This window comes from Exiguobacterium sp. RM11, assembly GCF_059821525.1.
The window spans coordinates 562,002-575,535 of sequence record NZ_CM187558.1 but is presented as its reverse complement, the minus strand read 5'-3'; the positions used below and the strand labels follow the sequence as shown (position 1 = coordinate 575,535).

Here is a 13,534-nt window from a genome sequence, read left to right as displayed (position 1 = left end):
TTTTTATGAAATATACATTTAAGATTCAAAAAGGGATGTATTTAATCGGTGGCTTTATTGCGCTTTTCGGTTTCATCTTCATCCTAATTCGTTCAGATGTTGTCTTAAAGTTCCCACAGTTCTCAGAGAGTAATCCGACATCAATCCAATCACAATCCATCTCTCGTGCAGATGGGATGCTCGATTCCTATTTAATATTGAGCAGTACGAAGGATGAACAGCTTGCGGAGCGTCTCCAGGAACGTTTTCGTTCGATTGGTAAACAAAGCACTCTCAAGAACATTGAACAACTGACGTCTTTGACGGATGAGAAGACGGTCATCATCGCGACGGAACATCTCGACCGTTTAAAAGACCGACATATTCTTCTCGATTATGTCGAAAAGGGCGGGACCGTCTTGTTTGCCACACGTCCGTCGCCGAGTGATCGACTGATGGAGATGTATCGCCAGATCGGCATCATCGAAATCGGATCATTTGTCGAGACGACTGGAGTTCGATTGACCTCTCCCTTTTTCGAAGAGAAAGCCGCCAAGTCATTTGAGTCAGAACGTCTATTGAACTCGTCACTCGCCTTACGGATTGACCCAGAGGCCAACTTACTCGCCACGTCCTCACAAGACTTGCCTTTACTGTGGTCAAAAACCTATGGGGCAGGCCGATTTATCGTATTCAATGGCACGATGCTCTCTGAATTCAATCAACAGGCACTTCTATTTGTCGGTCTCGCACAAGGTGAACCTATGCTGCGACCGATTTTGAATGCAGAAGTCACAACGCTTCAAGGTTTCCCATTTTTAGCTTCGAACGAACGACTTGTCGCCAAATCGATGACCGACCGTGACTATTTCCGGAACGTGCTTTGGGCTGACGTACAACGCCTCGGCGCCAAATACGGGTTGAACTATGTCCTCGCCACGACGAGTCCTTCGTTGAATCCGACACCGGCAACCTCTGCATATTCGGAAGACTTAGCGCTGTATGGACGAGAGACACTACGATCCGGCGGAGAAATCGCTGTCTCAGGTTCCTCTTCAGAAGAGATTCGCGCAACGAAAACACAGTTTGATTACGCGTTACCAGGTCTCACAATTAAATCGTCTTATACGACTGATGGAGAGACAGCTCAAGGCGTATTTGATGATCATACGACAGAGATTGGGACGGCCAGTTTTCCAATAAAAACGGATGCGGTCGTAAAACTGCCATCGACCCCGCTCGACTTTTCGGACCCGGACTGGACGTCTTGGACGCTCTTCAACGAGCTCGTAACAAGTGGGAGTGTCTCGATGACGCTCTCCCCTCAAGAAATCACGTCGCAAACAGAAGGCGAAGCGTTGGTCACAGCCTTTCAATCTGTCTTAGATGAACAACGTCATGACGTTCCGTGGATTCGCTCGATGAAAGCATCGGACGTTGCTCAAAACCATCACTTTTTTGAAGGTCACGTGTATGTCAGTCAGTCAGAAAACTTGTATACCTACACGTTGGACGAAGCAGCTAGCGAGACGTACTTTTATCTTCAATCTTCACAAGGGATTGAAGATGTGGACCAGTGTGAAGTCGAACGAATCGGTCCTGACTTATATCTCGTCAAAACCGAAGCATTATCCTTCTCAATCCGATTGGAGGCGAAATGATGAAGATTTGCTTGATTTCAGAAGGCGCGTATCCTCACGTGACGGGTGGTGTATCGAGCTGGATTCAGTCGCTCATCACCGAGATGCCCGAACATGAGTTCATCGTCTACTCCATCTCTGCAAAAGAAGTGAAAGGAAGTAAACCGAAATATCACATTCCTGAGAACTTGGTCGAACTGCACGAGATTCACCTCGGCGATTATATGGATCAGAAAATCGTCAGCGGAAAACGATACAATCTGACGGACGCGGAACGTCTCGCCTTCCTGTCCCTCATGTCGGAGCGCCAGACGGACTGGGACGTGTTGTTCCAATTCTTTACGAGCGGCCGCATCGATTCGGTCATGAACTTCCTTGGCAGTAAAGATTTCTTCGATATCGTCAGCACGCTTTGTGAGAAACGGTTCGTCCAAGTGCCGTTCACCGATATGTTTTGGGCGCTCCGCTCGATGCTGTTACCGTTGTTCGTCTGTATCGACCATAAAGTACCGGAAGCGGACGCCTATCATAGCGTCTCGACCGGCTATGCGGGCGTACTCGGCGCCCTCGCAAAATATCAGTACGGCAAGCCGTTACTCTTAACGGAGCACGGGATTTACACACGGGAACGTGAAGAAGAGATTATCAAAGCCTCCTGGATCAAAGGTTACTTTAAAGATGTATGGATTGATTATTTCTATAGTCTCTCCTACTGCGCTTACGGCTATGCCGATGACGTCAGTACGTTGTTCGAAGGGAACCGAGAGATTCAACTGGAGCTCGGTTGCCCGTCGGAGAAGACGTTCCTCGTCCCGAACGGCATCGATGTGACACGTTTTTCACCCGAAAGCCGTGCGACACGTCCTGGCGTACACATTGGTGCCATCCTTCGGGTCGTCCCGATCAAAGACGTCAAGACGATGCTCCAAGCGTTCGCCATCGTCCAAGAGAAGTTCGTGGAAGCCCAGTTTTATCTCATCGGACCGTTAGATGAAGACGAGGAGTATTACGAGGAATGCCTCGAGCTCGTCGACATGCTCGGACTCAAACATGTTCATTTCACGGGACCTGCCAACGTTCAAGATTATTTGTCGTTTTTAGACATCCTCGTCCTCTCGAGCATCAGTGAGGGACAACCGCTCGTCATCCTCGAAGGGCTCGCTATGGAAATCCCGTTCGTCTCGACCGATGTCGGGGCTTGCCGTGAACTGCTAGAAGGCCCGAACGACCGCTTCGGCAAAGCCGGCAGCGTCGTCCCCGTCATGCATTTTCATCTGTTGGCGCATGAGATCATCAAATTGATCGAACAGCCTGACGTACGACAGACGTATGGGAAGAATGGACGCACACGCGTCGCGAATCTTTATACGTTACCGATGATGATTGACGCGTATCGTACTTATTATGAGAAAGGAGAACGTCATGGCCGGAATCGGATTTCAATTGAAACGACTGTATGACAAATCAGGATTTTTCGGACAGCTCCGTGCGTACGGCTATTCGGCCATCACGGCGGTCGGTCCGATGTTTCTCTCCATTTTGCTGATCACCGCATCGCGTGAATGGTTGCTCTACTTGAACGTCGGGGCGAGCGAAGTGAACATCTACATGGCGGCCGTCCAGTACACGTTCATCTTCTCGCAACTGTTGACGGGTGGATTTTTATTTACGATTTCACGGTTCGTGGCGGATCAGACCTTCTTAGAAAAAGAGGAAAACGTCTTGTCCTCGCTCTACGGACTCATCAGTCTGATCGTCGTGATCGGTCTGGTCATCTCTGTGTTGTTTTATATGAGGTCGCCCCTCCCGTTCAGCTATAAGCTCGTGACGTATCTGTATTTCACGCAGCTATCTGTCATCTGGATTTTATCGATGTACGTGTCCGCCTTAAAAGACTATAAAAAAATCGTCACGAGTTATGTCCTCGGGACGTTGGTCGCGGCATTCTTCATTTGGTTGTTGACGTCCCCGCTCGGCCATCCGACGGCGACCTCGGTGTTCATCGGACTAAATCTCGGCTTCTTTGTCATTTTGATTCGATTGTTCCGCGACATCCATCATTATTTCCAAGTGAATAACCGCAACTACTTCTACTTTTTAGTATATCTCGAGAAGTATCCGCTCCTTTTCTTGATTGGAACGGCCTACTACTTCGGATTGTATGGCCATAACCTCGCCACCTGGTTCAGTGACCGGGCGATTATCGTCGGCGAGACGTACTTGATGGCGCCGTATTACGACACACCCGTCTTCTACGCCTACTTGAGCGTCCTTCCCTCGCTCGTCTTGTTCATGGTGACGCTCGAGACGACGTTTTATACGTCTTATAAGAAATATTACGGTCGGATTTTGAACGGGTATCCGTTCCAAGACATCCAGACCGCCAAACGTGAGATGTTCCGCGTCCTCGGCTCGGAGCTCTTATTCATGGCCCAAGTCCAGATGCTCGTCACGTTCATCTTTTTGTTCCTCGGTGTCCGTTTATTGCCATTCCTCGGCATGACGCAAAATCAAATCGACATCTTTATCATCGTCGTACTCGGTAGCTGGTTCTTGAGTCTCGTCATCACGATTTTCTTGATTCTACTGTATTTCGACGAGCGACGCGCCGCCATACAGCTGACAGGATTTTATGCGGTCACGAGTTTCCTCGTGACGCTCGCCCTCGTCTTGTTGTTCGATTTATATGGCGTCGGCATGTTCCTCTCTGCCATTCTTGCCTTTATGTGGGGAGCACGATTACTTATCCGGAGCTTGAACGATATCGACTATACGACGTTCTGCTCGCAGCCGATCGTCTATCAAGAAGTGACGACAAAAACGGAGATGTTTTTACGACGCATTGGAAGTCTGTCTTAGAAGGAGTTTATATGTATGAAGCGTTTGCCTTACCCGAGAGTGATGATTGGCCTCATCATTCTCTTCTTCCTTTTGTTAGGGATACAGGCCTTATTAAAAGCACCTGAATCAGCAGTTACATCGACAGAACGTACAGAGACGACAAACGACGTCGCTACACTCGATGCGACATTCAAAGAAGATAAGCGTGTCTATGACAAGCATGACGGGAACAAGCTCGAGCATGTGTATGTCACCATCTTCGACCAACGCACCGTTCCCGAAAATGACTTGACATTGTATGACTTGAACGAGTCATACAAACAGTACAGCAACCTCGAGAGCGGTCCGAAGCTATATGTCCATTTCGAGACCGGGGACGCGAAAGGACCAGATGGCATTCAATTGTTCGATGAACAGGAAGTGAATGCGACAATCCAACTGCGAGGCCGGTCGAGCCGCCTCGAACCGCAAAAATCTTATAAGATTCGCCTCCAAGACAACGCGGGTCTTTGGTACGGTCAAAGCGTCCTCAACTTGAACAAACATGCCGACGACCGCACCCGTGTCCGGAACCGACTCGCATTCGCGTACTATGAACAGTTAGATGATATCTCCAGTCTACGGACAAACTTTGTACAGCTACACGTCCGAGATATGACCAATCCAGAGAAAGCAGACACGTTCGAAGATTACGGTCTCTATACCCACGTCGAACAATTGAACGAAGAAGCACTCGCCGCACGCGGGCTCAATCCGGATGGTCATTTGTATAAAGCCGAGAACTTCGAGTTCTTCCGTTATCCCGACAAACTCTTGCCGAGCGATGACCCGAACTATGACAAAAAAGCGTTCGAATCGGTATTGAAGATCAATGGGTCCGACAATCATGACGAACTGTTGACGATGCTCGACGACTTGAACGACTTGTCGAAACCGTTCGATCAAGTGTTCGACAAGTACTTTGATGAAGACAACTACCTGACCTGGCTCGGGACGAACATCTTGTTCGGGAACTATGACACGATGTCGACCAACTATTACCTGTATAGCCCGCTCAACTCGGAGAAGTGGTACTTCATGCCGTGGGACTTCGACAAGGCGCTCGGTCGGGACACGGAACGTACCGACGCCATGCCGAGTTGGCAACAAGGGATTCAGCGCTACTGGGGAACGCTTCTCCATCGTCGTTACTTAAAAGACCCGGAGAACGTCAAAGCGCTCCAAACGAAGATGACGGAACTTCAAGAGGTGATCAATCCGACCAGAACGAAACAATTGATCGATGGCTTTTATCCCGTCGTCTCGCCACTTGTAACGAGCGAACCGGATTTACGTTTCTTGAAGATCGAGGTGTCTTCCTATGAAGCAAATTATAAGAGATTAGAAGGCATCACGGCGAAATACGCGACAGACTTTGAACGGTCGCTCGAAAATCCGATGCCAATCTTCCTGCAGTACGGTCGCGACGGAAAACAAGATGTGTTCCGCTGGGATGCGTCATACGACCTTCAGAACGAGGAGTTGACGTATCACTTCGAATTGAGCACCTCGCCTGACTTTACAACCTTACTCAAAGAACAAACAAACTTGACGACGTTCTCTTATTCGATGCCGGCTCTCGCGCCAGGTCGCTACTATTGGCGCGTCACCGTTAAGGATGAATCGGGCAACACGCAAATCCCGTTCGATTATTATCGCGACAACGACCGCAAGCTCTATTGGGGCGTCCAACAAATCGTCATACCAGGAGAAGCATCATGAAACGATTCCGACATGAATTAAAATATTTTATCAACGAACAAGACTATCATACGCTTCGTGAGCGTATCGCCACGATTTTGAAACAAGATGAGCATTCCGTCTCTCGTGACGGCTACTTGATTCGAAGTCTCTACTTCGACAACGTCTACGACCATGACTTGATTCAAAAAAACAGCGGCATCTTCCGTCGGAAAAAGTTCCGCATCCGGACGTATAACTATTCGGATACTGTCATTCGACTCGAGAAGAAGAGCCGTCAAGGGGAGTACATTCTCAAGTCGTCCGTCGCCATCACGCGCGAGGAATACGAACAGATTTTAGATTGGGAGTATGACTTCTTGCTCGAGAAGACCGAACCGCTCTACCATGAGTTTTATTCGTATCTCACAGGGACGATCATGCGCCCGCGGGTCATCGTCGATTACGTACGCGAGGCGTATGTCGGCAGCCTCGGCAACGTCCGAGTGACGTTTGACAAAGAACTGAGTTTCGTCACGAACAGTGTCGACCTGTTCGAACCAAACCCGGTCTCCGAAGAAGTCCTTGATTATCCAAAGACGATTCTCGAAGTGAAATATGACGAGTTTTTACCGGACTATATCCGGCAAGTGTTACAACTTCATACCCATCAGCGTTCTGCCATCTCGAAATATGTGCACTGTCGGATGGCGAGCATTCAATATCACGGATTCTAGAAAGTGAGAGCCTATGGACACAACCGTAAACTTTAATGACATTATCAAAAATAGCTTTTTAAACGAGTTCAGCTTCGGCAACTTGTCAATCATCGACGTCATGCTCGGACTGCTCACGGCTTTCCTAGCGGGGAGCTTCATCTACTTCATCTATAAAATTACCTATCGCGGCGTCCTGTATAGCCCGAGCTTCAACGCGACCCTCCTCGTTATGACGATGATCACGTCGCTCGTCATCATGACGATTTCGACGAACGTCGTCCTCTCGCTCGGGATGGTCGGGGCGCTCAGTATCGTCCGCTTCCGGACGGCGATCAAAGACCCGCTCGACGTCGTGTTCATGTTTTGGGCGATCGCTGCCGGGATTTCGAGTGGTGCCGGGCTCTACTTCCTGACATTATTCGGCGCCGCCGTCATCGGAGCCGTCATCGTCAGCCTGGCTCGTAAAAAACATACGGATACGCTTTATCTTCTTGTCATCCATTACTATGAGGACGGGAACGATGAAGTACGACGAGAGCTCCAGCAACTCGACTACACGCTCAAGTCGAAGATTGTTCGGAAAGACGTCGTCGAACTGACGGCTGAAGTCCGCTTGAAAATCGACAACACGGCCTTTATGAACCGATTGAATGACATCGAGGAAGTGCGAGATGTTTCGCTTGTTCAATACAATGGGGATTATGCTGTGTAAGACCACGGGACCGATTCAACAATCGGTCCTTTTCGTATGCAAAAAAGCGAAAGGAATCTCCTTTCGCTCTCACAATTGAATATTTTGCGTGGCTGTCACCGGATAACGACCGAATGCCCACGTATGGTCCGCGCGAAGCGTTGCGTCCGAGACGAGGAAATAGTCCGTTCGCCCGTTCCCAGGTTGGTTCGGAACCGGGTCGTTCCACGTCGTATCGAGATGATACCATTCGTTGTTCACACGGACGAGGTTCCACGCATGGAGACCGCTTGCGACTTCCCCGGAAATATAACGTGCTTCGATGCCTGCCGCCTCTAACAATAAGAGCGTCGTTAGCGCATAGCCTTCACATACCCCTTCCCCGTTGAACAAGATCGAATACGGCGTATATGGACTTGCCAGACTATCTAGATTGTAGGCAGTGTGCGAGACGACATAGTCGTTCACGTATTTGACCTTGCCGACTTCGTCCAAATCACGCGGCATGTCGCGAATCACTTCGTTGACGCGTTCTTGTACTTGTGCGGCCTCGGAAGCCGTCATGTCATAGTTCAGTGTCATCTGTAAGTTGAAGACGCCATTCTGCTCAATCCATTTTGATTCCCCTCCACGCGAGAGTCGATACACGTAGATGTGATGTCGCTCGATCCATTCCCACGCCGCGTCCATCGTCTGCTGCATGTCTCCCGTCTCCCCTGTGTAGGGAATCGTGAATGTCTCATCAAAGCGGGTCATATGATAGGCGATGGCGGTGCCAAGCGTTTCGGCTGAGTCAATTTCGTATGGGAGTTTGAACGACTTCCCGAGCACGGTCGTCTCACTTTCGACGTGTTGTGAAACAAACCAGTTCACCACGTCAAACGACTTCGTTTCTTGCGCGACGATATTCCCACTCACACCCGCGATCCCGAAAAAGATCATCGCAAGAACCCCTCTTCCGACAAGAGACAAAGAAGACAACCATCCATATTTCAACACACGATTCAGCTCATCATTGACGGCTTGTTCGAGTTGATGACGCTTCATCAAATTCCTTCCGTTGAGCTGAAAGACGACACCGCGATAAATGGGATCGAGTATGTCAAACTGACGACCAGGGTGATGTTTCGCAGCACGTAACGCATGACGGACCGCGAACAAGCCTGCACGTACGCGCGTGTGAATCCGAAACATCTGAAAGGCACGCATGCCTAACAGACAACCCAAAGGTAAACAAATCAACAACAAAACCGTTCCGATCATCACAGGACTCATACATTCACCCTCACAATAGTAGTCTCTTCAATTGTCATTATAAACCAATTAAAAGTCTGAGATGTATAAAAATAGAAAGCATCCTATCATCATGATAGGATGCTCCTCGGTTAGCGGACGACTTTTATCGTCTTCTTCAAATCTTGATACCCACTCTGTTTCATCTTCACTGTGACCGTCACACCTGATTTCTGACGTGGAATCACTAGTTTATAATTTCCACGGGAATCAACTTTAGCGGTCTTGCTGATGGCTTTCGTCCCGACAAATGCCTGAACTGTCGCCCCTTTATTCCCTTTACCCGTCACGTAAGTCTGATTTGCTCGGACCGAGTTGACAGAAAACGTACGGAACGTGTTGAGGACACGTAGCGATGTGAGCGGTGAGAGGTTGCCTGCAGCGTCTAACGCACGAACCGATACGGTTGCACCGACTTTTGTCGTCTTCATATCGTAGCGATACACACCCGTACTACTTGCTTTCGCTTTATACGTGCGGTTGTTGTAGTAAATGTACACCATTGCTCCCTTTTCCGCTTTCCCCGTCACGCGAGTCGATTTGTTCGTGAGCGTGAGAAGGGTCGGACGAGCAGGTGCCTGCTTATCGATTGTGAATGTTAGTTGTGTGATGTTCCCAGCGGCATCCGTCACACGGAGTGTATAAGCTCCAGAAGTACTTACTTTCGTCTGATTAGCGATCCGCTTCCCGTTCAATGTCGCCGTTCCTTCATTGAACTTGATGACGAGGTCTTTATTCGTCAATTGGCGATGCGTCACCCCAGTCACGACTGGAGAGGTGCGATCAATCGTAAACGTTTCGCTCCGCTTGTTCCCATGCTCATCTGTAATCTCCAACGTATACTTCCCTGCTGTGGCAATCGTTGTCCCGGAAAGGAATGGCTTCCCGTTCAATGTCGCCGTCCCTTCTGTAAAGGTTGGTTTCACTTCTCGATAGGCGACTTTTCCTGACGTGAAGCCACTGAGTGCAGGAGGTGTCGCATCAATCGTGAATTGAACGACCGTCTGATTTCCAGCTCGATCGGTGACGATCAATGTATAGTTTCCGTCGGTTGCGATAGCTTGACCCGATGTGAACGGTTTTCCGTTCAGTGTTGCCTCTCCCTCACTAAATGTTGGTTGAGCGAACGGGTACGTGCCAGCTTCTGTCACACCTTGAACCTCGACTGCTGTCTTATCGATAGTGAACGTGATTTTTGTGACGTTCCCTGCCTTATCCTTGACCTCTAGTTCATAGACGCCTTCTTCCGAAACGACTGTCCCACTCGTGAACGGTTTATCGTTCAAGGTCGCGGTTCCTTCGCTGAAGGTCGGACGTGCCGATTGATAGTATCCATCAGCCGTCACACCCTGAACTTCGACTGCCGTTTTATCGATGGTGAACATGACCTTCGTGACGTTCCCCGCGTCATCTTTGACCACTAGTTCATAGATGCCCTCTTCTGCCACGAGCGTCCCACTAGTGAACGGTTTGTCGTTCAAGGTCGCGGTTCCTTCGCTGAAGGCCGGACGTGCCGATTGATAGTATCCGTTAGCTGTCACGCCTTGAACCTCGACCGCTGTCTTATCGATGGTGAACATGATCTTCGTGATGTTCTCCGCGTCATCCTTGACCACTAATTCATAGACGCCTTCTTCCGACACGACCGTCCCACTCGTGAACGGTTTGTCGTTTAAGGTCGCGGTACCTTCTCCAAAGACTGGAGTAATATTTCGGTTAAATGATCCGTTTTGAATATTGCTGACGACAGGCGCGGTACGATCAATCGTGAATGATTGCTTCGTTTCATTTCCTGCTTTGTCTCGAACAATCAGCGTATACGTTCCGTCTGTCGTAATCGATTGACCTGACGTGAACGATTTCCCATTCAACAACGCTACTCCTTCATTGAAGGTCGGTGTCACGATTTGATTGGTCAAATCGTTCGGCACTCCCGTCAAAACAGGTGCTTGTTGATCCAACGTGAAACGCACGGTTGTCTGATTGTTCGCTTCATCCTTAACCACTAACTCATAGGTTCCATCCGTTTCAACACGGACAGGCGACGTGACAACATTGCCATTCATCGTCGCTGTCCCTTCATTGAACGTGAACGAGACAGGTTGAGCGTAGAAATGGTCATGTGACACACCTGTCACGGTCGGTGCAATCACATCTTGAATTGACTTCGTCCAAACGTCACTCGCCAGCATCCCGTGAGTCGCTTGGATTGAGAATGTTGATTGATTGGTTAACTGTAGGCCGTCGAAGACGAATCGACCCGTTTCATCGGTCGTTACTGTAGATGTGTCTGCGCCGAGTGTCAATGTCACATGTGTCCCCGGTTCTGCCGTTCCTTGAATCGACGTATCTCGGTTCGTCACAGGATCAATCGTCATGATTTCATATCGACGGGATACGGTCTCAGATGTACGATCAATCTCATCCTTCGCATAAGCAGAGAGGATCACGGTCTCATTGAGCGTGAAGGGACCTTCATAAACAGATGCTTGATTGTTGCGTGTGACATGAATCGTTCCATCGGTCGCCGTCAATCCAACCGTCTGACCTTTCAAATAGATGCCACTGTCGAGTGTGGCAGTTACGACTGGAATGTCCGTCTTATACACTCGATATGACCATCGGTGAATCTTACCGTAAGCATCGGTCATCGAGAAACGTAACGTCCGATCTTCCGGAGTCTTCAACTCGACACGGAATGTCCCGTTCGCTTTCGTTTGGAGTGGTTCTCCATTTAAGTAGAGCGTCGACAACGGAATGAATGATCCCAATACTGACACCTGTCCGTCTTGTTCGAATACAGGTGTGCTTTCGAGTCGGAATGGTAACGTATCATATAATTGATTCGTCGCAGTCATCGAATAGACACTGTTCGACCCTGACATGACGACCATTCCATCTTGGGAAGGGGTATAGTACCCAAATGTGAAGTATGTGCCGCGAAGTTGCCCCTTCACATTTACTCCTCCGGTCAGTCGTAATCGTCCACCCACGTACACATTGCCGTTCAATACCGTTCCTTGTCCGACCGTCAATGTGGCACCTGGCATGATGTAAATATCCTGGTTCACCGTTGTGTAACTCCAAGACTCATTTGACTTAACGATGCGAGCATCGACAGGCGTGATTGGAGCGAGCGTTTTAACTGTGAAAGATAACCCTTCTGTCACGATGGTTTCATTCGCATTCATATCTTGAATACGCAAGGACTGGAGTTTCCATGTTGCTGCTTCTTTAGGGAATGCGCTACGAGATAGCTCCATGTTAAACCCATCAGTCGTGACATTCGTACTCGACAATGTCACTGTTTCATTGAACTCGTTCACAAACGTGGCATCGACTGATTTTAGCTTCAAGTCATCAGACGCAAAGATGGTGAAGGATTGGAAGTCACCTTCATCAAGTTCGAGTGTTGCCGAATCGATTTTTTCGAAGGTTGGTTTGACTGTGTCGGACGAAGGATAACGTAACGTGAAACCTTGAGTGTCTTCTACATTTCGATAGACCGTTCGATCATTCGAGCGAGCGTCCACCAAATACACGTATTCGAGGACGTATCGCCCAGATTCCATCCCCTCCTCAATCGTGAATGCTCCTTCATATATGCCGTCCCCTCGATGGTAGACTGGTACGTTGTGCATGTGTCCCGTGATCGGTTTCTTCAAATACACATATACGTATGGCGGCAGCCCCGAGTTGTCTCTCGCCTCTAGCGTTATGTGCACGTTGTCCCCGATTGTGAATTCCCCCGAGTCAAGCTTATAATCGATAAGCTCAGGAGCCGTCGTATCACTGTTTGTTCCATAGACGCTAAAACCCTGTACGTCGCTCTCATCACGATAGACCGATCGGTCATTCGAACGAGCGTCCACCAGATACACGTATTCGAGGACGTATCGCCCAGATTCCATCCCCTCCTCAATCGTGAATGCTCCTTCATATATGCCGTCCCCTCGATGGTAGACTGGTACGTTGTGCATGTGTCCCGTGATCGGTTTCTTCAAATACACATATACGTATGGCGGCAGCCCCGAGTTGTCTCTCGCCTCTAGCGTTATGTGCACGTTGTCCCCGATTGTGAATTCCCCCGAGTCAAGCTTATAATCGATAAGCTCAGGAGCTGTCGTATCACTGTTTGTTCCATAGACGTTAAAACCCTGTACGTCGCTCTCATCACGATAGACCGATCGGTCATTCGAACGAGCGTCCACCAGATACACGTATTCGAGGACGTATCGCCCAGATTCCATCCCCTCCTCAATCGTGAATGCTCCTTCATATATGCCGTCCCCTCGATGGTAGACTGGTACGTTGTGCATGTGTCCCGTGATCGGTTTCTTCAAATACACATATACGTATGGCGGCAGCCCCGAGTTGTCTTTCGCCTCTAGTGTTAAGTGCACGTTGTCCCCGATTGTGAACTCCCCTGAGTCAAGCGTATAGTTGACTAATTCTGGTGCCTCTGTATCCTCCATCGCAAATCCTGAATAAGGCAATGAATGCACTAATAATATGATGATAATCAATTGAGCCAACCACTTCTTCATATGTTTTCCTCTTCTCTTTTATCATATGTAGGTTTTTGAATATGAATCCTATAAATCCCATATAAAAATATAGCACGTTTTCCAAAAACAGAATGACCTATTTTA

The 13,534-nt window shown here is 48.9% G+C and carries 8 protein-coding genes; 6 read left to right on the top strand and 2 right to left on the bottom strand.

From position 1 onward, the window contains the following. Window positions 1-5 precede the first annotated feature (5 nt). Genes AC5LIL_RS03075 through AC5LIL_RS03050 form a run of 6 tightly spaced genes read left to right on the top strand, consistent with a single transcriptional unit; the run spans window position 6 to window position 7,610 of the window. The gene (locus AC5LIL_RS03075; protein WP_499824852.1) at window positions 6-1,640 is read left to right on the top strand and encodes a DUF2194 domain-containing protein; all 1,635 of its coding nucleotides are present in this window, start codon (window positions 6-8) and stop codon (window positions 1,638-1,640) included. Then, window positions 1,640-3,079 carry a GT4 family glycosyltransferase PelF gene (pelF, locus tag AC5LIL_RS03070; RefSeq protein ID WP_499824851.1) on the top strand — a complete coding sequence of 480 codons (1,440 nt, stop codon included), beginning with the start codon at window positions 1,640-1,642 and terminating at the stop codon, window positions 3,077-3,079. Before AC5LIL_RS03075 ends, pelF begins: the two co-directional genes overlap by 1 nt. Then, complete coding sequence (pelG, locus tag AC5LIL_RS03065) at window positions 3,042-4,478, top strand: exopolysaccharide Pel transporter PelG (RefSeq protein WP_427372314.1); 1,437 nt, start codon at window positions 3,042-3,044, stop codon at window positions 4,476-4,478. The genes pelF and pelG overlap by 38 nt, the downstream gene beginning before the upstream one ends. 15 nt (window positions 4,479-4,493) lie before the next feature. After that, window positions 4,494-6,221, top strand: a complete 1,728-nt coding sequence (locus tag AC5LIL_RS03060; RefSeq protein WP_499824850.1) for a CotH kinase family protein — start codon at window positions 4,494-4,496, stop codon at window positions 6,219-6,221. Further along, window positions 6,218-6,916, top strand: a complete 699-nt coding sequence (locus tag AC5LIL_RS03055) for a polyphosphate polymerase domain-containing protein (RefSeq protein WP_214784430.1) — start codon at window positions 6,218-6,220, stop codon at window positions 6,914-6,916. The genes AC5LIL_RS03060 and AC5LIL_RS03055 overlap by 4 nt, the downstream gene beginning before the upstream one ends. 13 nt (window positions 6,917-6,929) lie before the next feature. Beyond that, window positions 6,930-7,610 (top strand): DUF4956 domain-containing protein, encoded by a 681-nt coding sequence (locus AC5LIL_RS03050; RefSeq protein WP_214816736.1) that lies wholly within the window; start codon window positions 6,930-6,932, stop codon window positions 7,608-7,610. A gap of 69 nt (window positions 7,611-7,679) precedes the next feature. On the opposite strand, the gene AC5LIL_RS03045 is transcribed toward AC5LIL_RS03050, so the two are convergent. Next, the gene (locus tag AC5LIL_RS03045) at window positions 7,680-8,864 is read right to left on the bottom strand and encodes a transglutaminase domain-containing protein (protein WP_499824849.1); all 1,185 of its coding nucleotides are present in this window, start codon (window positions 8,862-8,864) and stop codon (window positions 7,680-7,682) included. 110 nt (window positions 8,865-8,974) lie between these two features. Beyond that, a complete protein-coding gene (locus AC5LIL_RS03040; protein ID WP_499824848.1) occupies window positions 8,975-13,429 on the bottom strand; it encodes an Ig-like domain-containing protein in 4,455 nt (1,484 codons plus the stop codon). Window positions 13,430-13,534: the final 105 nt, after the last annotated feature.